This window comes from Mycobacterium sp. SMC-2, assembly GCF_025263485.1.
Classification (GTDB): Bacteria; Actinomycetota; Actinomycetes; order Mycobacteriales; family Mycobacteriaceae; genus Mycobacterium.
The window spans coordinates 4,238,538-4,259,772 of sequence record NZ_CP079863.1 but is presented as its reverse complement, the minus strand read 5'-3'; the positions used below and the strand labels follow the sequence as shown (position 1 = coordinate 4,259,772).

Below are 21,235 nucleotides of genomic sequence, written 5' to 3'. Positions count from 1 at the left end.
ACATGGCACAACAGACCGAAAAGCCCGCCGAACCCGACGGCGCAGCGGGTGGCGAACACCCTGACGATCAGCCGAGCGAGATCGTCGGCGAGACAACCCCATCCAAGGGTCAGCTCACCCGCTTGCGGTACCGCGCCACCCCGTGGCTATCGCATACCGGGCGAGCGTTGTTGGCCGGTGGCCTCGTCGTAGCGGTCTTGGCCGGATTAACCGGTTGGCTCGGCTACCGGACCTACCAACAGCATGAGGCTCAAGCCCAGCGCGATCTGTTCGTTCAGGTTGCACGGCAGGGAGCGGTCAACCTGACCACGATCAACTACACGCAGGTCGATGCCGACGTGCAACGCATCCTCGATCTCGCCACCGGAGCATTCCGTGATGACTTCGAGCAGCGGTCCAAGCCGTTCATCGAGGTTGTCAAGGCGGCGCAGTCGAAATCCGAAGGCACGGTGACCGACGCCGGTCTGGAGTCGCAGCGCGGCGATTCGGGTCAGGTGCTGGTGGCGGTCGGGGTGAAGTCGCGCACCGCCGGTGGCGAGGAGGCGCCCCGGGAATGGCGCATGCGGATCGAGGTCCGGTCGGTCGGCCAGGGCGCCAAGGTGTCGAATGTGGTGTTCGTGCCATGACGACTCTCGACGAAATCGCCACGCACAACGAGCAGATAGACGACGAGTCAACGCCACAGGGCGCCGCCGATATCGCTAAGGTCCCCGACGACGAGCCCGACACCACGAGAAGAAGGCGTCCGATCCCGTGGTCGCGTGTCTTCGCGTATGGAGTTCTGCCCGGACTGGCGCTGCTGTTGGCGCTGAGCGCGGGTTATTTCAAATGGGTGGCGGCCTCGGCCGACGATGCCGCTCAAGCCCGTGCCGAATCGGTGCGCGTCGCCAGCGACGACGCGGTTGCACTGTTGTCGTACACGGCGGATTCGGTGGACAAAGACTTGGCCGCCGCCCGCGAGCGGCTGACCGGAGATTTCAGGGATGCGTACACCGAACTCACCCGCCAGGTGGTCATTCCGGGGGCAAAGGAGAAACACATCACCGCGGTCGCCAAAGTGACTGCCGCGGGCCCGGTTTCGGCTGCCGCCAACCACGCCGTGGTGTTGTTGTTCGTTAACCAGACCGTGACGGTCGGGGGCGGCGCTCCGACGGATACCCAGCCGGTCGTCCGCGTGACGTTGGACAGGGTCAACGGCCGATGGCTGGTGTCGCACTTCGACCCGGTGTGAGGGAAGTCGTCATGATCGGATCGGTGCGTGCGCTGCCCGCGGCGTTTCTTCTCGCGGGGCAGGTGCTGCTGGCAGCCCCCGCCGCGCATGCCGACAACAAGCGGCTCAACAGCGCCGTCGTCTCCGCCGTCTACACCTTGCAACATCAGGCGGGGTGCACGAACGACGTCGTCAGGGATAACGCGCTCACGCTGGCCGCTCAATGGCATGCCGACGACATGCTGAAGAACCAGAACATCAACGGCGACAGAGGATCCGACGGATCGATACCGCAGGACCGTGCCAACGCCGCCGGCTTCCACGGCAAAGCGTCCCAGACGGTGGCGATCAACCCGGCCATGGCCATCAGCAGCCTGGAGCTGGTCAACCAGTGGTACTACAACCCCGACGACATGGCGATCATCCGCGACTGCGCCAACACCGCCATGGGGGTGTGGTCGGACAACAGCGTGGACCGCACCGTCGTGGTAGCGATGTACGGGCAGCCGGCACCGCGCAATCGGTGACGTCCGACCGAAGACGTGGACCTCGTTGAGACCCTCTGCGGTTGACCAGCGGTCCTATTGCCGTGAAAGCTGGCTGGCTCACGATTCGCAATAGTTGCAGCGGGTTCGGCGGGCCGGGAGTTGTCGTACCCGGCTGCTTTGATGTGGTTATGTCTTCGACCGCATCTGCTGAGGCCGTGGTGGTGAGTCCTAAAGAGCGCCTTGAGGGGTTGTTCGAGGAGTTGGCGGAGTTGGCCGGTCAGCGCAACGCCATCGATGGGCGCATCGTGGAGATTGTCGCCGAGATCGATCGTGAGCAGTTGTGGGGAGGCACGGGGGCGCGGTCGGTGCCGGCGTTGGTGGCCTGGAAGACGGGCTGCTCGCCGGCCAATGCGCAGACGGTCGCCACCGTCGCGGGCCGGCTGGGGGAGTTTCCGCGCTGTGCTGCGGGCATGCGGGAGGGTCGGCTGTCGCTGGATCAGGTCGGCGTCATCGCGGGGCGCGCCGGTGCGGGATCTGATGAGCACTACGCGCAGCTGGCGCACGTCGCCACGGTCACCCAGCTGCGCACCGCGGTCAAGCTCGAACCGCGACCCGACCCCGATTCCCGGCCGCAACCGCAGCCCTCGATCACCAAGACCACCCCCGGCGAGGGGTTCAGCTGCTACCGGATCACCCTGCCGCAGCCCGACGCGGCGAAGTTCGACGCCGCCTTGGCGTCTCATCGGGAGGCGCTGATCGCCGAATGGAAACACGACCACGACAACGGCCAGGGCGCCTCCGATCAGCGGCCCCCGTTGCCGGGCACCCTCGAGGCGTTTCTGCGCCTAGTCGAGGCCGGGTGGGACGCCGAGGCCACCCGCCGCCCCCACGGGCTGCACACCACCGTGGTGGTGCACCTCGACGTGAAACAGCGCGCTGCGACGCTGCATCTGGGTCCGCTGCTGTCCGACGCCGAACGCCAATATTTGACCTGTGATGCCACGGCTGAAGTGTGGTTCGAACGCGACGGCCAGGTCATCGGCGCCGGCCGGGCCAGCCGGGTGATCAACCGGCGGTTGCGCCGCGCGCTGGAGCATCGCGACCGCATGTGCGTGGTTCCCGGTTGCGGCGCCACCCGGGGCCTGCACGCCCACCACATCCGGCACTGGGAAGACGGCGGCCCCACCGAGCTGGCCAACCTCGTTTTGGTCTGCCCCTATCACCACCGGTCGCACCACCGCGGCGCCATCACCCTCACCGGGCCCGCACACACTCTCACCGTCACCGACGACGCCGGCCAAGCACTAAGCCCGGGATCGCTGGCCCGCCCACCCACCCAACCCCCACCCGCCGTGCCACCCTGCCCCGGACCCACCGGCGAACGCGCCCAATGGTGGTGGTACGACCCCTTCCAACCCCAACCACCACCAACACCCAACTAACTACTCGGCTACCGGGCCGGTCACCACCGGCAACCTGAGTGCGCCGACGTTCATCCCATACACAGCAAGGGCGTCCGCGACCAGGAGTCGATGACCTCACAACTCACCGACTCCGCTCGAAGCAGCTGTATTCGCCTCAACGAAGTGGCACAGGCCTTTTGGCTGCCAGACCCGCCGGGCTGTTCAAAACTTGGTGATTATTTTCGGCGGCCGGGCCGTCACCGATCGGACATGGAGTCGGCGTCGCCCGGGGAGACGCGCCGACCGTCGGCCGCAAACTCGCAGGCGCACCGCTGACCCCGGTCCTGAAGCCGCCGCAGCGCAGTTCCGCGCTTGCGCATCAGGTGCTGTGCGTAGACCTTGTCGCGTTGCTGCGGCGAGAACGCCCAGTCCAAGTTGACCGGCAGCCCGGCCCAATCGACCCGGTCATCGTCTGCGGCGCGCCGCAGCCTGCACTGCAGCGGGCAGACCGCCCGCACGGTGTCCTCGAGGGGCCCATCGAAATCCAGAGCCACGCGTACGTCCCTCCTCGCGCAACCAATGACTGAATGGTGCGACGAGGTTGTTTCAGCGGCAGGCGCGAGACGTTTCCGTCTTATTACAAGTGCGCCTAGTAGACGTCGCGGTGGTAGCGCTTGTCGGCGCTCAACGACCGGATGTACTCCTTCGCCGCGTCGGGATCGAGGTTGCCGTGTTCGGCCGCGATCTCGCAGAGCGTGCGGTCGACGTCCTTGGCCATCGGGTCCGCGGTCCCGCAGACGTACAGTTGCGCCCCGTCCTGCAGCCAGTGCCACAGCTGCGCGCCGCGCTGACGCATCAGGTGCTGCACATAGACCTTCTCGCGCTGGTCCCTGGAGAACGCCAGGTCCAGTTCGGTGAGCAACCCGTCGGCATGCATCTGCTCGATCTCGTCGCGGTAGTAGTAGTCGGTCTCGGCGTGCTGTTCGCCGAAGAACAGCCAGTTGGGGCCGGTGTGGCCGAGCGCACGACGTTCCTGCAGGAAGCCGCGGAAGGGCGCGATCCCGGTGCCCGGACCGATCATGATCATCGGCGTGTCCGGGTCACTCGGCGGCCGGAAATTGCTCGATGGCTGCAGATAAATCGCGACGCGATCGCCCGGGGAGCGGTCGGCAAGGTAGGTCGAACACACCCCGCGGCGTGGAACGCCCTGGAAGTTGTAGCGCACCGGCGAGACCGTCAGGTGGACTTCCCGCGGGCTCTCCTTGGGGCTCGACGAGATCGAGTACAGTCGCGGCTGAAGGCGTTTGAGGACCCGCAGCCACTCGTGAGCCGATGCGGAGACCGGATGCTGCGCCAGCAGGTCGATGGACTGCCGCCCCCACACCCAATTGCTCAGGGCAGCTTTGTTTTCCGGCTTCAGCATCGAGGCGAGTTTCGGGTCGCCGGTGCGCTCCTGCACGAACCGCACCAGGTCGCGGCTGATGTGGGCGATCTCGATGCGCTCGGTGAGCGCCGAGCGCAACGACATCAGACCATGCTCGCCGACCTCGACGGGGGTCTGCCCGTCCAGCCCGGTGACGGAGAGCCATTCGTCGACCAGCTGGTCGCTGTTGCGCGGCCACACCCCCAGCGCGTCACCGGCCTCGTAGCTGATCGTGTCTTCGGGCAGACGAAAGATCAACTGCCGCACGTCCTTCGTCGATTCCGGGCGGCCGAGCTTGATGTTGTGGGCCATGTCCGTGATCAGCGGATGCTTCTTGGTGTATCCGACCGCTCCGGAGCCGTTGGCAGGCCGGGGCCGCGGCGCCACCGCGGAGGTGGTCGCCACCGGCGCACCGCCATCCCGGCCCACCGGCGCGGGCGCGGGCGCGGGGGAGAGCGCCCGGATGACACCGGCCAGCCACTTGGCCGCGCCGTCTTCGTAGTCGGGTTCGCAGTCGACCCGGTCGACGATGCGGGTCGCCCCGAGCTGGGCCAGCCGCTCGTCGAGCTTGCGGCCATGACCGCAGAAGTCGTCGTAGTTGGAGTCGCCCAGCGCGAGAACCGCGTAGCGGGTGCCCGCCAATCGCGGTGCGCTGTCCGAAGTTAGCGCCCGCCAGAGCCCGGCGCCGTTGTCGGGCGGCTCGCCGTCACCGGTGGTGCTGGTGATCAGCAACAGCTGCCGCGTCGTCCGTAGCTCGGCCACCGGGAAGTCGCCCATGCTGTGCAACGCGACGGGCAGCTCCTTTTCGCGCAGTCGCGCCGCGATGTCGGCGGCGAGCTCCTCCGCGTTCCCCGTCTGCGACGCCCACAGCAGCACGACGGGCGCCCGGTCGGCGGCGTTCGCCCGGGGTGGCCCGGTCGTCGGTTCCTTGACCGCCGGCGCCGGCCTCGGCGTGGGCCGGGGCCCGTCGTTGCGCGAGAACAGACCGGCGAGCAGGCCATCCACCCACAGCCGGGTGCCGGAATCGAATGGGGCGCTTTGGGGCAGCGTCGGGACCCCGGCCGCCAGTCGGCCGGCGTCCGACCGAAGAGCGGTCAACATTCCGGCAAGGTAGGAGCGGCCAAGCTCATCAAATTCCGGCACGGGTGTTGTTGCCACGCCGAGCAAGGTGGCGAGGGCATCGACCTGTGACACGCTGATTTCCGATACCACCGCGGGTGCGGGTGACTCCGTGTCGGCGTCCACCGAGGGCTTGGGTTCGGTGCCCGGGCCTGCCGCGGGCACAGCGACTTTCGCCAAAGTGACGGCGCACGCTTTGAATTCCGGCTGGTTCGAGATCGGGTCTACCGCATCGTTGGTGACCGCGTTGATCGCCAGGTACTCGCCGAAAACGTCGTTCCAGTGGAACGGGGCGAAGCAGTTGCCGGGACGCACCCGGTCGCTGATCGCGGCGGGCAGCACGGCGCGCCCGCGGCGGGAAGCGATCTCGACCGAGTCGCCCCCGGCGATCTGCAGCCGCGCGGCGTCGTCGGGGTGGATTTCGACGAACGGGCCGGGGTTCAGCTTGTTGAGCTTGGCGACCTTGCCGGTTTTGGTCATCGTGTGCCACTGGTGCGGCAGGCGCCCGGTGTTCAACAGGAACGGGTAGTCGTTGTCGGGCATTTCCTCGGGCGGCAGGTGCGGGCGGGCGAAGAACACCGCGCGGCCGTTCTCGGTGGGAAAGGCCAACCGGGGAGCGCTGCCGTCCCCGCGGAGCAGCCGCGCCTGGCTGACACCGTCGTTGAGGTAGCGAATGGGGTTGCGGCCGCCCGCGCCGTCGGGCGCGCACGGCCACTGCAGCGGGCCGCGACGCAGCCGCTCGTAGCTGACGCCCCGAAGGTCGTAGCCGGTCTTCGGGTTCGAGAATCGCTTGATCTCTTCGAAGACTTCCTCGGCGCAGCCGTAGCTGAAGGCGTCCGAAAAGCCCATCTCGCAGGCGATCCGGGCGATGATCTGCCAGTCTGGCATCGCGTCGCCCGGTGCGGTGACCGCCGGCTGGAACAGTGTCATGTTGCGTTCGGAGTTGACCATCACCCCCTCGGCCTCCGACCACAGGGCCGCCGGCAGCAGCACGTCGGCGTATTCGTTTGTCTCCGTGTCGAGGAAGGCGTCCTGGGTAATGACCAGCTCGGCGCGCTCCAGACCCGCCAGCACGGTCTTGCGATTGGCAACGGAGGCAACGGGGTTGGTGCAGACGATCCAGCACGCCTTGATTTCACCGGCGGCCATCCGGGAGAACATGTCGATCGTGCCGGCGCCGACCTCCGTGCGGAGTGTGCCCCGGGGAATGCCCCACTGGTCTTCGGCGAAGGCGCGGTCGTCGGCGGAGAGGACGGAGCGCTGGCCGGGCAATCCCGGTCCCATGTAACCCATTTCGCGGCCGCCCATGGCGTTGGGCTGGCCGGTGAGCGAGAAGGGGCCGCTGCCGGGTTTGCAGATCGCGCCGGTGGCCAGGTGCAGGTTGCAGATGGCGTTGGTGTTCCAGGTGCCGTGCGTGCTCTGGTTGAGGCCCATGGTCCAGCAGCTCATAAAATTCTGGGCTTCGCCGATCATGCGGGCCGCCGCGCGGATGTCTTCCGCGGGGATCCCGGTGATTTCGCTGACAGTGTCCGGGGTGTACTGCTGCAGGAAGCTGGGCATCACCTCCCAGCCCTCGGTGAACTCGGCGATGAATTCGGGATCGGTGTGCCCATTCTCGACGATCAGGTGCAGCAGCCCGTTGAGCAGTGCGAGGTCCGAACCGGGGGCGATCTGGAGGAACAGGTCGGCCTTGTCCGCGGTCGCGGTGCGGCGTGGATCGACGACGATCAGTTTCGCCCCGGCCTTGACGCGGTCCATCATCCGCAGGAACAGGATCGGATGGCAGTCGGCCATGTTGGCACCGATGACGAAGAACACGTCGGCGTGTTCGAAGTCTTGGTAGGAGCCGGGTGGTCCGTCCGCGCCCAGGGAGAGCTTGTAGCCGGAGCCGGCGCTGGCCATGCACAGCCGCGAGTTCGACTCGATCTGGTTGGTGCCGATGAAGCCCTTGGTGAGCTTGTTCGCCAGGTACTGCGCCTCGATGGACATCTGGCCCGACACGTACATGGCAAACGAATCCGGGCCGTGCGCATCGATGATCGCCCGTAACCGGCGGGCGCAGTGGACGATTGCCCGGTCCATGTCGACGGGATCGGCGGGCTCGCCACGATCGGCACGCAGCTGCGCGGATTCCATTCGTCCGGGTGCATTGAGCAAGTCGTTGGTGGTGGCACCCTTGGTGCACAGCCGGCCGAAGTTGGCCGGATGTTCTTTGTTGCCAAGGGGCTTCGCGACGTGGCGCCGACCGCTTTCGGGATCCGTTGTGACCTGCAGCACCATTCCGCAGCCGACGCCGCAGTACGCGCACATGGTGTTCACGGCATCGCTGTTTGACGCCATGGACTCCGTGGCCACGCCTACCTTCCCTCCATTGAGCACAATGGGCTTGCGTTGAATGGTGCGACGAGGATGTTTCGGCACCGGGTATCCGGAGTTTCCCCCGTTTTACGGCTTCCTCTCACGGGCCAATGCGCGCGCGTGAAGTCTCGGAAAAGCCGTAAAGCCCGAGGCCAGCGGGGGTCGTCGTCGGCCCGCCAACTCCGGTCAAGGCTACCCGGGCGGCCGGAGGCTTTGTCTGTCAAAGCGGGGTCCGGAACCAAACAAACTGGACATTCACAGCCTTCGCTAAGCTCACCGAGTGCGTCGGCTGATTGTGATCCTGTTGATCCTGCTGGCCTCCGGTTGCGGCGGGAAGCACACCGGTTCGCCGCCGATGTCACCCGACAAGTGCAAGGACTCCGACGGCCCGACGGCCGACACGGTGCGGCGGGCCATCGCGTCGGTTCCCATCACCATCCCCGGAACGACTTGGGTGGAAATCGCTCGGGGACATGCCAAGAAGTGCCGTTTGTACTGGGTTCAGATCATCCCGACCATCGCCAGCGAATCGACCCCGCAGCAGCTGCTGTTCTTCGATCACAACACGCCGCTGGGTACGCCCACCCCAAATCCCAAGCCATACATCACCGTATTGCCGCCCTCCGATGACACCGTCGCCGTTCAGTACCAATGGTTGAAGGGCAACGATCAGCCGTGCTGTCCCACCGGCAGCGGCACGGTGAAGTTCGAGATCGGTCAGGACGGCAAGCTGAAGGCGCTCGGCAAAATACCCAATCAGTAGCGTTGCGCTACAACGTGCGCAACCAGCTGGTCAGCTCGCGACGCCGTCCGTCAAGTTCTCCGGGTGCAACATCTCGGCGTAGCGCAACTGTTCCGGGATCCCGAAACCGTCGACGAGCGTTTCCGCGTTCGGCCGCAGCGCGCGGCACCGGTCGTTGATACCCCGCGTCACCGCCTTGGCCCGCTCGGTGGACAGGTACCGATGCTCGATGTACCAGGCCTTGTCGTCCTCGATGACCGACAGCGCATACAGATCGCACAGAACGCCCAGCAGCTCGCGGGCCTCCTCGTGCGGGCAGGCGTCGATGCCGGCGACGAACGCCTCGAGCACCACCCGGTCGATGTGTGCGGCCGCGGCGTGTAGGACGTGGTCCTGCACCGAGTTGAACGCGTCGAATTCCGACATTTCCTTGGATTTGGCCTGCAGTCGGCGCGCGACCGACGCCAGCAGGTACTCTTCCCGGTCCTCGAACATCTTGATCTGCGTACCGCGGTTGAAGAGGCTGCCCTCTTCCTCGCTGTCTTGCCGGGCGTCGACGATCGTTTGGATAATGATCTCTGCCGCAGTGCGTTTGACGACGCGCTCGCCGACGGTGTTGGCGGCGAAGCGCACCCATTCGACCGGGCTCATGCTGCGGATGTCATCGGCGTAAGCCGTCAGCAGCTCCTTGGCGACCAGCTGCGTCAGCACGTGGTTGTCGCCCTCGAACGTGGTGAACACGTCGGTGTCGCCGCGCAGCGCGATCAACCGGTTCTCGGCCATGTAGCCCGCGCCGCCGCAAGCCTCCCGCGCCTCCTGAATTGCCCGCGACGCGTGCCACGTGTTGGCCGCCTTCAAACCGGCGGCGCGAGCCTCCAATTCGCGCTGCTCGTCGGCGTCGGGCGCGTCCGCGGTCTGGATGTCGTGGCATTTACTGACCAGCTCGTTCTGGGCGAACTGCAGCGCGTATGACTTTGCGATCAACGGAAACAGCCGGCGCTGGTGCACCAGGTAGTCCATGATCAGCACCTCGGACTCATCGTCGGGAGCGCAGAATTGCTTGCGCTGCAACGCGTATCGCGTGGCGATGTCCAAGGCGACGCGGGCGGCGGCGCCCGCGCTGCCACCCACAGTGATCCGCCCGCGGACCAACGTCCCCAGCATGGTGAAGAACCGGCGGTTGGAGTTCTCGATCGGCGAGCTGTAGGTGCCGTCCGGGGCCACGTCGCCGTACTTGTTCAGCAGGTTCACCCGCGGGACGCGGACGTGGTCGAACACAATGCGGCCGTTGTCGACGCCGGGCAGCCCGCCCTTGTACTCACAGTCCGACGTCGTCACGCCCGGAAGGTCGTTGCCGTCGGCGTCGCGGATCGGCGCCAGCAGACAATGCACGCCGTGGTTGACCGGCTTGCCGTCCTCGGTCGTGATCAGTTGGGCGAATACCGCTGCCATGGTGGCCGTTTCGGCCGCACCACCGATGTAGTCCTTGCGGGCGGTCGGCGTGGGGGAGTCGATGACGAACTCCTCGGTCGCCGGGTCGTAGGTCGCGGTGGTCTCCAGCGACTGAACGTCGCTGCCGTGCCCGGTCTCGGTCATCGCGAAGCAGCCCCGTAGTTCAAGGCTGATGATCTTCTTCACGTACGCCTCGTGGTGGCGCTCGGTGCCCAGATTCTCGACCGCGCCGCCGAACAGCCCCCACTGCACCCCGGCCTTCACCATCAGCGACAGATCCGACATCGCGAGCATCTCGATCATCGTGATCGCCGCGCCGATGTCGCCCGTTCCGCCGTGCTCCTTGCGGAAATTGTCGGCTGCGGCACCGAACGCCGCCATGATCCTCATCTGCTCGGCCACCTTGGTGCGGGCGATCACCGTGTTCGGGGTGTAGTGCGGCCGGAAGAGGTCCTCGCTCATGGTGGACCGCAGCTGGTTCCTGGTGTCGCGCCAACGCCCGTCGAGGGCGTTGCGCAGATGGTCGGCGATGGTGGTGGTGTCTGGCGCCATAACCCGACCGTATCCTGCGGTTCGCGTCGCGGGAATAACAACCGGATGCCAATCGCCGTTTTCGCCCAGCGTGCATCCAGTGCGAGGTCGCGGCCCGATTTTCGCGCTGAGTGCACGCTCGGCGATACCTTCGCGGGTATGGGTCGCCTCCAGGCAGCGTGCATGTGCGTCGCCCTGGTGTTCGCCGGATGCGCACCCGCGCATCCGCCCGGGCCCGCGACCGCGCCGCGGCCCATGCTGACTTATCTCGGGCAGTCGCAGGTGCCGTTCGATGCCACCTTCGACGGCACCGTCATCGGCGGGCTGTCGGCGCTCAGCTATGACCCGGGCCGTCAGCTGTACTACGTCATCAGCGACGACCGCTCGAAGAAGAACCCGGCCCGGTTCTACACCGTGGAGCTCTCCTTATCCGGCAGGGGAATTGACGAGGTCAAGTTCCCGGTACCCACCCGTTGCTGGACCGTTCCGGTCGGCCGTTTCGGCCGCTGACCCTGGACACCACGCCGCCGGTCGTTCCCCCCGATCCCGAGGGCGTCGCCTTCGACCCGGTTCGGCAGCGGCTGTATTGGTCCTCCGAAGGCGAGCGGCTCACCGCGGGGCCGGTGTTGCTCGACCCGTGGGTCCGGATCGCCGCGCTGGACGGCGCCTACCTCGGCGAGTTCACCCTCCCGGGCAATCTCATGATGTCCGCGCAGCCCACGGGTCCGCGCCGGGACAAGGCGCTCGAGGGGTTGGCACTGACACCTGACGGCCGATCGTTGTTCGCCGCGATGGAGGAGCCCGGATACAACGACGGCCCGGCCGGCGGCGACGGCCACCGCGTGCTCACCCGGATCACCAAATTCGACGTCGCCACCGGGGCGCCCACCGCTCAGTACGCCTACCCGATGGAGCCGCCCGCCCCGCCCGCCGGCCTCAACGGTCTCTCGGACTTGGTGGCGCTGTCGGACACGACGTTTCTGGTGGTCGAACGATCCTCCGCCTGGCCGCCGACCGTGCGAATCTACCGGGCCGAAATCGGTGCCGCGACCGACGTTTTGGCCACGCCGTCGCTGCAGAACGCGGCCGTGAGCGCGATGGGAAAATCGCTGGCGGTCGACCTGTCCGCCACACCGGGACTGTCGCCGCTGGACAACGTCGAGGGCATCACCCTGGGACCCAAACTGCCCGACGGTCGCCAATCGGTGGTGCTGGTCAGCGACAACAACTTCAAACCCGGTCAGGTCACTCAGTTCCTGTTGTTCGCGATGTGACCGCTTCGGCGCCTCAGCCGGTAGAGGGCGAAGCCCCCCGCCGCCACGCCGAAGAGCACGAGCATCGTCATGTCGAACACCCACCAGCCGCTGTAGTGGGTCCACGTCTCGGAGTCGGCGGCCAGCGCGTCAACCCTGCGCAGGTCGACCGTGGACGCCAACGCGGCGAAGCCCCATTGGGCCGGGACGAACCACGAGACCTGTTGGAAGCCCCACTTGCTCACCAGGTGAACGAGGCTCCCGTTGAACAGTGCGGATGCCAGGATCACCGGCAGCAGCAGCGGCAGGACTTCGCGCAGCGACTTGCCGAGCGTCGACAACGCCAGCCCGACCACCGCCGACACGGCGGCCGTCACCGCGACGCTTACGCAGAGCTCGACCGTGGCGTTGTGCAGCAAGACGGCGCCACGCGCGGGCCCGCCCTTGTCGGCGATGACGATGGCGAACACGATGGCCGCCAGGACGGCCGAGGCCAGGCCGAACACGAGGACTTTGGCGGCCAGGTAGGCCGCGGTCGAGAGCCCGAGAGCCTGCTCGCGCCGGAAGATGCGATGCTCGCCCACCACGGCCCGGAAGGTCAGCGCGGTGCCGATGATCACTGCGGCGACGTTGAGGGCGGCCAGGATCTCGATGGCTTCGTGCGGGTGGGCGCTGCCCGCGCTGGGCCGGGCAAGGCCCGAATCACCCGGGATCAGCAGGGTCAGGCCCGCCAGCGCGAACGGCAGAATCGCCAAGAACACCAGATAGAGGCGGCCGGCGAACAGCAGTCGGACGTCGCGCCGGGCCAGCAACCCGAATTGGCGCGTCAGGGGGGCTTGGGTGGGAGGCGGCGACGGCGCGACGACTTCTGGCGGCGCCGCCGACGCCGATGCCTGCGGCCGGGCGAGAAACGCTCGGTAAGTTCCGTTGGGATCGGCGCTCACCCGCGCGAGCACCTGCGACCAGTCGGCGGTGCCCATCGCGGGCTCGATCTGCGGGGGCGGCCCGAAAAATGCCGTCGTCCCGGCTGCGGTCAAGACCAGCACCTGGTCGCACAGGTCGAGGTTCGGCAACGACGTTTGCGATGACACGGCCACCACGACCGCGCAGCCAATGTCGGCCTGCCGGCGCAACATCGCCATCACGTGACGCTGTTGCTCAGCATCCAGACCGGCGCTCGGCTCGTCGACGACGAGCAGGGTCGGCCGGGTGATGAGCTCGACCGCCAGCGCGGCGCACCGGCGCACCTCGGGTGGCAGTTTGCCGATCCGGGTGGCCCGGTGTGGCGTGAGGCCGAGCTCCTCGAGGACCTGGCTGACCACGCGGTCACGTTGCTCGGCTGAGACATCCTGGGGCAGGCGCATTTCGGCGGCGTACCGCACCGCCTTGTCGACGGTGAGCTGCCGGTGCAAGCGGTCGTCGGGCGACACAACGCCGATGCGGGTGCGCATGTGCTCCGGCTCCGCGTGCACGTCGTGGCCGTCGACGGTCACGCGCCCGGAGCTGAGTTGCCTGGTTCCGGCGAGCAGCCCGAGCAGGGCGGAGTTGCGTGTGGCTGACGGCCCGACGACCGCGGTGAACATGCCCGGCCGCGCGGCGAACGAGACGCCCGACAGCAGTTCGCGCCCGTCGACGGTAAGTCCCAGCTGGTAGGCGGCCACCCCGACGGTGCGGGCCTCGGCCTTGAGCGGCAAGCGATAGGTGGTATTTCCCTGCGCGGTGCGAAAGGACGGACGCGCGACGCGCAGTTTGGAGGTGATCATCCGCTCGATCAGGCCCGGACCCTTCGCCTGCTCATCCGCAGCGGCGGGCGGCGAAGGGGGTGGTGCCGGTTGCTGCGGCAGTGCGCGCATGCGCTGGGTCTCCCGCTCGGTCGGGGCCCGCAGGTTCGGATCGTTGGGGCGCGCGGGTTGGGGCGCGACGGGAGGAGGAGGCGGTGGGTAAGCGGGCGGCCGAGGAGCCGGCCTGGGCGGACCGGCGTGGTGAGCGATTTGAAAGACCAGCCGCGGACCGCGCTGCGGATCACCGAGGCTGATCGCCTGACCGTTGCGAATATTCACCGTCGATGCCCGTGCGCCGTCGACGAAGATGCCGTTGTGGCTCAGATCAATGGCCACCCAGTGCGTGCCGGCGAACCGCAGCACCACCTCGGGGCGGGGCGCCGGCGGTGGCGAGGTCGGAGTTCCGAGGCGTTCGAGGGCGATGTCGCTGCCCGGGCCGTAGCCGATGATCACGTCGCGCCCCGGCGAGAAGTCGAATCGCGCCGACCCGACCCATACGGTCAACGGGGAGGCTCTGAACGCGGAAGCCTCGGGCCGCATGGCCGCCACCTTTCGTCACACGGTCAGCTCGACTCAGTGTCTACCCGCTGGCCGCCGTCTCTCCACCGGGGTCCTGCCCATCACAGCGTGTTACGCCGACCCGGCGACGCATTTTCGAGGAGCCGGCGCAACACCTCGACCGCCTCCGTCAGAACCTGGCGGTCACCCGGCTCGAGCAACGCCAGTTGCGGTTCGATTGCGGCCGCCCGGTCGGTGCGAACCGCGTTGAGCGTGCGCCTCCCCTGGGGTGTGATCCGGATCCGGACGGCGCGGGCGTCGCCCGGGTCGACGGTTCGAGTGACCAGGCCGGCGTCCTCGAGCCGGCGCACCTGCGTGGTCATGGTCGGTTGTGAGCAGTGATCGACGGCGGCCAGGTCGCCGATTCGGGCTTCCCCGTGGGCCTCGATCGTGGCGAGCAGCCGGGCCTGGGCCGCGGGCAGCGGCATCTGGATCCGCTGGGTGGCCAGCCGGTTGAGCCGCGCCACCACGGCGAGCAGGTCCGCTCCCAACTGCTGAGCCCCGACGTCTCCGCCCTCGACAACTCTGTCCATGTAACCCATAGTTCCATAGCTTTGCTAAGCGAGACGAGGAGCGGCGGTCCGAATCGAGCCGGAACTCACGAAGTGTGACGAACCAACTTGGTGGTGCCGCCTGGCAGAATCAGTGAAGTGAATGCCCGCCGCCCCGTTCGTGCGCGCCGTCGGGGTGGACCGCTACAACCGGCCGAGTTGGCGCAGGCCTCGGTCATGGGCGCGCTCTGCGCGGTGATCGCGATCATCGCCGGGGTGATCCCGTTCGCGCAAGGATTGGCGCTGCTGGGCACGGTGCCCATGGGGCTGCTGACCTACCGTTACCGGCTTCGCGCGCTCTTCGCCGCGACGTTTGCCGCCGGAACGATCGCCTTCCTCATCTCTGGGCTGGGCGGCTTCCTGACCGTTGCCAACTGTGCCTACATCGGCGGGTTGACCGGGGCCGTGAAACGCAGGGGCAGGGGCACACCGACCGTGGCCGTCGCGTCCCTGATCGCCGGGGTCGCCGTCGGTGCCGCGACGGTCGGCTTGTTGGCGGTCCTGAATCGGCTGCGCCATCTCATTTTTCAGGTGATGACGGCCAACGTCGACGGTGTTGTCGCATTTCTGAACCGGGTCGATCTCGGGTGGCTCGGCGCCGACGTCAAGCGGTGCTTCGACTTCGGTCTGCACTACTGGCCGTGGCTGATTTTCGGCTACGTCACCTACGCGGTCATCATTTCGTCGCTGATCGGTTGGTGGGCACTGTCTCGCTTGCTGAACCGGATGGGCAACGTCCCGGATGTGCACAAACTCGACGCTCCGGACGAGGCCCCCGACGCCCCGATCGGGCCGGTGCCCGTGCGGTTGGACAAGGTGCGGTTCCGCTACCCCCACGCCAAGCAAGACGCGTTGCGTGAGCTCAGCCTGGACCTCCAAGTCGGCGAACACGTCGCCGTCATTGGCGCCAACGGGTCCGGGAAGACCACGTTGACGCTGATCCTGGCGGGCCGGCAACCGACGTCGGGCTCCGTGCAGCGCCCGGGCGCGATCGGGTTGGGCATGGTGGGCGGCACGGCGCTTGTTCTGCAGCACCCGAAGAGCCAGGTCTTGGGAACCAGGGTGGCCGATGACGTGGTCTGGGGGCTGCCGCCGGGCACCGAGGTCGACGTCGACCATCTGCTGCGCGAAGTAGGGCTGGAGGGTTTTGCCGAACGTGACACCGGAAGCCTGTCCGGTGGCGAACTGCAGCGCCTGGCGCTCGCCGCGGCGCTGGCTCGGGAGCCGGCGCTACTGATCGCCGACGAATTCACCAGCATGATCGACCAAGAGGGTCGTGACGTCCTGTTGAATGTGCTGTCAGGCCTTCCCAAACGGCACCGGACCGCCCTGGTGCACATCACGCATTTCGACAACGAGGCCGCGTCAGCGGACCGGACGATCAACCTCAGCGATTCCCCCGACAACACCGGCATGGTCGAAACCGCGCCGGCCCCGTCGCCGGTCACCGTGGTCAAGCGCACCCCGGCCAAGCCGGTACTCGAAATCGTCGGCGTCGCACACGAATACAACAGCGGCACACCGTGGGCGAAGACTGCGCTGCACGACATCACCTTTGTCGTGGAACAAGGCGACGGGATCTTGATCCACGGCGGCAACGGCTCGGGCAAGTCGACGCTGGCGTGGATCATGGCCGGGCTGACCGTTCCCACCGTCGGCGCCTGCTTGATCGACGGCGAGCCCATCCGCGAGCACGTTGGCGCGGTGGCGCTGTCGTTTCAGACGGCGAGGTTGCAGTTGATGCGCAGCCACGTTGGCTTGGAAATCGCTTCGGTGGCGGGCTTTTCGCACCACGACAAAGGCCGCGTGGTCGCTGCCCTGGCCGCGGTCGGACTGGAACCGACGATGGCTGAGCGGCCCATCGATCAGCTCAGCGGTGGCCAAATGCGACGCGTCGTGCTGGCCGGGCTTCTGGCGTGTTCGCCACGCGTGTTGATCCTCGATGAGCCGCTGGCGGGGTTGGACATCGACAGCCAGCGGGGCCTGCTGAGCGTGCTGGCGGACCTGCGCCGCCATAGAGGTCTGACCGTAGTTGTCATCTCGCACGACTTCGCCGGTTTGGAAGCCGTGTGCCCGCGGACTCTGCATCTGCAGAATGGCGCGCTGAGATCGATGTCGGCCACCGCCGCGGCTGGGGGTGTGGCGTGACCGCGAGCCCGGACCCGACGCCCGATAGAAACCCGCGCACTTCGCGTCCGGTCGTGCTGTTGGTTCCGGTGCCCGGAGGGTCGGCAATCCACAACTTGTGGGCCGGCACCAAACTCCTGGTGGTATTCGGTGTTTCGGTGTTGCTGACCCTATACCCGGGGTGGGTGACGATTGGTTCGGTGGCCGCGCTGGTCCTGGCGGCGATCTGGATCGCTCACATCCCGCGCGGTGCGCTTCCGTCAATTCCGCGGTGGCTGTGGGTCCTCGTGGCATTGGGTTTCGTGACGGCCGCGTTGGCCGGTGGTAGCCCAATGGTGTCGGTCGGCGGGGTCGATGTTGGGCTCGGCGGCGCCTTGAACTTCCTGCGAATCACCGCGCTATCGGTGGTTTTGCTTGGGCTGGGAGCGATGGTGTCCTGGACCACCAATGTCGCCGAAATCGCGCCGGCCCTGGCGGTTTTGGGCCGTCCGTTCAAATTGCTGCGGATACCGGTTGACGAGTGGGCGGTGGCCTTGGCTCTTGCGCTACGCGCCTTTCCGTTGTTGATCGAGGAATTCCAGGTGCTCTACGCCGCTCGTCGGCTGCGGCCCAACCATATGCCACCAAGCCGCAAGGCTCGGGTACGGCAGACGACGGGCAACTCGATCGACTTGGTCGCCGCCGCCATCGTGGTGACGCTGCGGCGTGCCGATGAGATGGGCGACGCGATCACCGCCCGCGGCGGCATCGGTCAACTCTCTGCCGCTCCGGCGCGGCCGAAATTGGGGGACTGGGCGGCGCTCGCGGTGACCATCGCGGTCAGCGCGGGCGCGGTGGCGGTGGAGACGATATTCCACCTGACCCGCTAGCCCGTCGCGTAGCGTGAGCGGGTGTCCGACATTCACCGGAGTCGCACGATCGCGGCCCGCATCGGCGACATCTGGGAAATCCTCGCAGACTTCGGGTCCATCAGTTCGTGGGCCGGCAACGTCGTCCACTCGTGCATCTTGTTTTCCGGGCCCGACGGGGGCCCTCTCGGCACCGCCCGACGAGTGCAGGTCAAACGCGACGCCCTCGTCGAGCGCATCACCGAGTTCGAGCCGCCGCGCGCCCTCGGCTACGACATCGAAGGCCTGCCCAGTCGTCTGCGCAGGGTGTCCAACCGCTGGACGCTGGCGCCGACCGCCGGCGAGTCGGCCACCACCATGGTGACCCTCACCAGCACCGTCGAAATCGGGCCGCACGCAATGCAAGCGCTGGCCGAACGGGTCTTGTGTCGCTTCCTTGCCCGACAGTCCGAGGCGATGCTCGCCGGGCTGGCGAATCGATTGGAGCATGCTGGTGTCTGACCGCCCCGATGTCATCGTCATCATGACGGACGAGGAACGCGCGGTGCCGCCGTACGAGGCGCCCGACGTGCTCGCGTGGCGCAACCGTACGCTGACTGGCCGCAAATGGTTTGACGATCACGGCGTCAGCTTCGCTCGGCACTACACCGGCTCGCTGGCCTGCGTGCCGAGCCGCCCAACGATCTTCACCGGGCACTACCCAGACCTGCACGGCGTCACCCAGACCGATGGCATCGGAAAGACTGCCGACGATTCGCGCATGCGTTGGCTCCGCCCGGGCGAGGTGCCCACACTGGGGAATTGGTTCCGCGCGGCCGGGTACGACACCCACTACGACGGCAAGTGGCACATCTCGCACGCCGACCTCACCGACCACCGCACCGATCGACCGCTGGCCACCAATGATGAGAACGGTGTCGTCGACGCCGCCGCGGTGCAACGCTACCTGCGGGCAGATCCGTTGGGGCCGTTCGGTTTCTCCGGGTGGGTCGGCCCCGAGCCGCACGGGGCGGCGCTGGCTGACGCCGGTGTCCGCCGCGACCCGTTGATCGCCGACCGCGTGGTCACCTGGCTCGCCGACCGCTACGCCCGTCGCCGCGACGGCGACCCCGCCGCGTTGCGCCCGTTCCTCCTCGTCGCCAGCTTCGTCAATCCCCACGACATCGTGCTGTTTCCGACCTGGTCACGGCGCGGCCCGGTCAAGCCGTCGCCGCTGGATCCGCCCGCGGTGCCTGCCGCACCCACCGCGGATGAAGACCTGTCCACCAAACCGGCGGCGCAGATCGCCTTTCGCGAGGCCTACTACTCCGGCTACGGCCCCGCGGCCGCGATCGACCGCACGTATGAGCGCAACGCGCAGCGCTACCGGGACCTGTACTACCGGCTGCACGCCGAGGTGGACGGCCCGATCGACCGGGTCAGGCGGGCCGTCACCGAGGGCGGTTCGGACGACGCGGTGTTGGTGCGTACGGCCGATCATGGCGACCTGCTAGGCGCCCACGGGGGTCTGCACCAGAAATGGTTCAACCTGTACGACGAGGCCACCCGCGTTCCCTTCGTGATCGCGCGTGTCGGGTCGGGCGCCACGAGGCCACGGGTCGTCACGGCGCCGACCTCACACGTCGACCTGGTCCCCACCCTGCTGGCGGCCGCGGGCATCGATGTCGCGGCGGTGGCCGCCACGCTGGCCGGGTCGTTCTCCGAAGTGCACCGGCTGCCCGGCCGAAACCTCATGCCCATCGTGGACGGCGCCCCGGCCGACGAGGCCCGCGCCGTCTACCTGATGACCCGTGACAACATGCTCGAAGGAGACAGCGGCGCCTCGGGATTGGCGCGCCGCCTCAAGCGGACGGTGAATCCGCCCGCGCCACTGCGCATCCGGGTCCCGGCACACACCGCGTCGAACTTCGAGGGGCTGGTCGTCCGCGTCGAGGAGGCGACGGCTCCGGGCGGCGCCGGCCATTTATGGAAGCTGGTACGCACTTTCGACGATCCGAGCACCTGGACAGAACCGGGAGTGCGGCACCTGGCGGCCAACGGGCTTGGGGGAGAGGCGTACCGAACCTCTCCGCTCGACGACCAGTGGGAACTCTACGACCTCACCGCCGACCCGATCGAAGCGATCAACCGCTGGGCCGATCCGGAGCTGCATTCCCTGCGCCAGCACCTTCGGGCCCGGCTCAAGCACACGCGGGCCGAGTCCGTCCCCGAGCGAAACCGGCCGTGGCCCTACGCGTCTCGCCGGCCGCCGGCGCCACGACCGTCGCGGATGAAGCGGCTTTTTGGCCGCTGATACCGCGAGCGTAGCCACACTGCGAAAAATCGACCCCGAATTCGCAGTGTGGTTACGCTCGCGAGCGTAACCACACGTTCAGGTCGCTAGTGCCGGCGGTCTAGCTGGATCCGGGTGTTCTGCCGGATCAGCGATCGCGCCTGACGCAGGTGCTTAGCCGCCCACCTTCGATACGTCCGCCGTGCCCACGACATCCGCTCGTGCGGCCGCTCGGTGCTTCGCACCAGCTCGAGCTCGACATGGCCGGGTTCCTCCGCCCCGATTTCCATGCTGTCGTCATCGCGGATGAAGTCGATCAAGAGCGCATCGGGGTCCAGCAACTCGCGCTCCCACGCCTCGTGGTCCAAAAATCCCATACCGGCGATCCGGCTCAGCATTCGTAGATAAGCCCGACGGCTCAGCAGCAGCCCGGGCATGAACAGCAACGGCACTCCACGGCCGCCGACCGAAAGACCGATCCGGCGCCCGTCATCGAGTTCCACGGTGTGATGGCGCAGGCGCATACGGCTTTGTGATGTCTCCGGCATGGCGACAACGGGATTCCCGGCCCGCCGGCCGTCAAACCGGGCCCTATGCGTTCGAGGGGCGCATGCGGTCGATGAGGTTCGAGAGCACGACGATGCTTTCGCTGCGTTCGATGTCCGCGCTCGAGCGGATGCGTTCCAGGGCCGCCTCCAGGTGGCGCATGTCGCGGGCCAGCACGTGCAGGATCGCGTCCGACGTGCCGGTGACCGTGGCCGCACTGACCACTTCGGGCATGTCCACCCACGCCGCCCGCAGCTGGTCGGGCGCGATCGTGCCGTGGCAGAACACCTGCACGTAGGCCTGCGTCTTCCAGCCGAGCGCATTGGGGTCGACGACCGTCGTGAAGCCCTTGATCACGCCGTCGTCGAGCATCCGGTCGACGCGGCGCTTGACCGCGGGGGCCGAAAGGTTCACCGTCTGGCCGATTTCCGCGAAGGTGGCCCGCGCGTTCCGGGTCAGCTCGGCCAGGATGCGCTCGTCGGTCTCGTCCAGGCGCTCCATGCGCTATCCCCTTTAACAAATCGCCGTTACGACGATAATAACGCAATAAACCGACCATAGACACACAAGAAA

The 21,235-nt window shown here is 67.4% G+C and carries 16 protein-coding genes and 1 pseudogene; 10 read left to right on the top strand and 7 right to left on the bottom strand.

The window, feature by feature from the left end; translation table 11 throughout:
• Positions 1-2 precede the first annotated feature (2 nt).
• From KXD96_RS19990 to KXD96_RS19975, 4 genes are all read left to right on the top strand, one after another.
• Positions 3-626, top strand: a complete 624-nt coding sequence (locus KXD96_RS19990; RefSeq protein WP_260739112.1) for a tetratricopeptide repeat protein — start codon at positions 3-5, stop codon at positions 624-626.
• A complete protein-coding gene (locus KXD96_RS19985; RefSeq protein WP_260739111.1) occupies positions 623-1,231 on the top strand; it encodes a hypothetical protein in 609 nt (202 codons plus the stop codon). Before KXD96_RS19990 ends, KXD96_RS19985 begins: the two co-directional genes overlap by 4 nt.
• Positions 1,232-1,242: 11 nt before the next feature.
• A complete protein-coding gene (locus KXD96_RS19980; protein WP_260739109.1) occupies positions 1,243-1,737 on the top strand; it encodes a CAP domain-containing protein in 495 nt (164 codons plus the stop codon).
• A 149-nt stretch (positions 1,738-1,886) separates the two neighbouring features.
• Positions 1,887-3,140, top strand: coding sequence for an HNH endonuclease signature motif containing protein (locus KXD96_RS19975; RefSeq protein ID WP_260739108.1), 1,254 nt, complete (start codon positions 1,887-1,889; stop codon positions 3,138-3,140).
• 218 nt (positions 3,141-3,358) lie between these two features.
• On the opposite strand, the gene KXD96_RS19970 is transcribed toward KXD96_RS19975, so the two are convergent.
• Both KXD96_RS19970 and KXD96_RS19965 read right to left on the bottom strand, forming a co-directional pair.
• Positions 3,359-3,619, bottom strand: coding sequence for a hypothetical protein (locus KXD96_RS19970; protein ID WP_313901665.1), 261 nt, complete (start codon positions 3,617-3,619; stop codon positions 3,359-3,361).
• A gap of 131 nt (positions 3,620-3,750) precedes the next feature.
• A complete protein-coding gene (locus tag KXD96_RS19965) occupies positions 3,751-7,983 on the bottom strand; it encodes a bifunctional nitrate reductase/sulfite reductase flavoprotein subunit alpha (RefSeq protein WP_260739102.1) in 4,233 nt (1,410 codons plus the stop codon).
• Between the two features lie 313 nt (positions 7,984-8,296).
• Here KXD96_RS19965 and KXD96_RS19960 point away from each other — a divergent pair, with 313 nt between their 5' ends.
• Entirely contained in the window at positions 8,297-8,764 is a 468-nt protein-coding gene (locus tag KXD96_RS19960) for an LppP/LprE family lipoprotein (RefSeq protein ID WP_396878853.1), read from the top strand.
• 30 nt (positions 8,765-8,794) lie between these two features.
• Here the strand turns inward: KXD96_RS19960 and KXD96_RS19955 are convergent, their stop codons facing one another.
• Positions 8,795-10,747 carry an acyl-CoA dehydrogenase gene (locus KXD96_RS19955; protein WP_260739101.1) on the bottom strand — a complete coding sequence of 651 codons (1,953 nt, stop codon included), beginning with the start codon at positions 10,745-10,747 and terminating at the stop codon, positions 8,795-8,797.
• A gap of 138 nt (positions 10,748-10,885) precedes the next feature.
• Here KXD96_RS19955 and KXD96_RS19950 point away from each other — a divergent pair.
• Positions 10,886-12,000, top strand: a pseudogene (locus tag KXD96_RS19950) (esterase-like activity of phytase family protein).
• Here the strand turns inward: KXD96_RS19950 and KXD96_RS19945 are convergent.
• Both KXD96_RS19945 and KXD96_RS19940 read right to left on the bottom strand, forming a co-directional pair.
• Positions 11,976-14,300, bottom strand: coding sequence for an ABC transporter ATP-binding protein (locus tag KXD96_RS19945; protein ID WP_260739099.1), 2,325 nt, complete (start codon positions 14,298-14,300; stop codon positions 11,976-11,978). The pseudogene KXD96_RS19950 and the gene KXD96_RS19945 overlap by 25 nt on opposite strands.
• A gap of 80 nt (positions 14,301-14,380) precedes the next feature.
• On the bottom strand, positions 14,381-14,851 hold the full coding sequence (locus KXD96_RS19940) for a MarR family winged helix-turn-helix transcriptional regulator (protein WP_260739097.1): 471 nt from the start codon (positions 14,849-14,851) through the stop codon (positions 14,381-14,383).
• 117 nt (positions 14,852-14,968) lie between these two features.
• Here KXD96_RS19940 and KXD96_RS19935 point away from each other — a divergent pair, with 117 nt between their 5' ends.
• Genes KXD96_RS19935 through KXD96_RS19920 form a run of 4 tightly spaced genes read left to right on the top strand, consistent with a single transcriptional unit; the run spans position 14,969 to position 20,137 of the window.
• Complete coding sequence (locus KXD96_RS19935) at positions 14,969-17,017, top strand: ATP-binding cassette domain-containing protein (RefSeq protein ID WP_396877062.1); 2,049 nt, start codon at positions 14,969-14,971, stop codon at positions 17,015-17,017.
• Positions 17,014-17,865 (top strand): energy-coupling factor transporter transmembrane protein EcfT, encoded by an 852-nt coding sequence (locus KXD96_RS19930; RefSeq protein WP_260739096.1) that lies wholly within the window; start codon positions 17,014-17,016, stop codon positions 17,863-17,865. The genes KXD96_RS19935 and KXD96_RS19930 overlap by 4 nt, the downstream gene beginning before the upstream one ends.
• Before the next feature lie 21 nt (positions 17,866-17,886).
• Positions 17,887-18,345, top strand: a complete 459-nt coding sequence (locus tag KXD96_RS19925; RefSeq protein ID WP_260739094.1) for an SRPBCC family protein — start codon at positions 17,887-17,889, stop codon at positions 18,343-18,345.
• A complete protein-coding gene (locus KXD96_RS19920; RefSeq protein ID WP_260739092.1) occupies positions 18,338-20,137 on the top strand; it encodes a sulfatase-like hydrolase/transferase in 1,800 nt (599 codons plus the stop codon). The genes KXD96_RS19925 and KXD96_RS19920 overlap by 8 nt, the downstream gene beginning before the upstream one ends.
• A gap of 86 nt (positions 20,138-20,223) precedes the next feature.
• Here the strand turns inward: KXD96_RS19920 and KXD96_RS19915 are convergent, their stop codons facing one another.
• Positions 20,224-20,664 carry a hypothetical protein gene (locus tag KXD96_RS19915; protein ID WP_260739090.1) on the bottom strand — a complete coding sequence of 147 codons (441 nt, stop codon included), beginning with the start codon at positions 20,662-20,664 and terminating at the stop codon, positions 20,224-20,226.
• Between the two features lie 43 nt (positions 20,665-20,707).
• On the bottom strand, positions 20,708-21,163 hold the full coding sequence (locus KXD96_RS19910) for an Lrp/AsnC family transcriptional regulator (RefSeq protein ID WP_260739089.1): 456 nt from the start codon (positions 21,161-21,163) through the stop codon (positions 20,708-20,710).
• Between the last annotated feature and the right edge of the window lie 72 nt (positions 21,164-21,235).

What these genes read in the sequence shown, in the direction of transcription:
- KXD96_RS19980 (WP_260739109.1), top strand. Translation starts at nt 1,243, where the DNA reads ATGATCGGATCGGTGCGTGCGCTGCCCGCGGCGTTTCTTCTCGCGGGG.
- KXD96_RS19965 (WP_260739102.1), bottom strand. Translation starts at nt 7,983, where the DNA reads ATGGCGTCAAACAGCGATGCCGTGAACACCATGTGCGCGTACTGCGGC.
- KXD96_RS19915 (WP_260739090.1), bottom strand. Translation starts at nt 20,664, where the DNA reads ATGCCGGAGACATCACAAAGCCGTATGCGCCTGCGCCATCACACCGTG.
- KXD96_RS19910 (WP_260739089.1), bottom strand. Translation starts at nt 21,163, where the DNA reads ATGGAGCGCCTGGACGAGACCGACGAGCGCATCCTGGCCGAGCTGACC.
- KXD96_RS19940 (WP_260739097.1), bottom strand. Translation starts at nt 14,851, where the DNA reads ATGGACAGAGTTGTCGAGGGCGGAGACGTCGGGGCTCAGCAGTTGGGA.
- KXD96_RS19975 (WP_260739108.1), top strand. Translation starts at nt 1,887, where the DNA reads ATGTCTTCGACCGCATCTGCTGAGGCCGTGGTGGTGAGTCCTAAAGAG.
- KXD96_RS19955 (WP_260739101.1), bottom strand. Translation starts at nt 10,747, where the DNA reads ATGGCGCCAGACACCACCACCATCGCCGACCATCTGCGCAACGCCCTC.
- KXD96_RS19990 (WP_260739112.1), top strand. Translation starts at nt 3, where the DNA reads ATGGCACAACAGACCGAAAAGCCCGCCGAACCCGACGGCGCAGCGGGT.
- KXD96_RS19945 (WP_260739099.1), bottom strand. Translation starts at nt 14,300, where the DNA reads ATGCGGCCCGAGGCTTCCGCGTTCAGAGCCTCCCCGTTGACCGTATGG.
- KXD96_RS19985 (WP_260739111.1), top strand. Translation starts at nt 623, where the DNA reads ATGACGACTCTCGACGAAATCGCCACGCACAACGAGCAGATAGACGAC.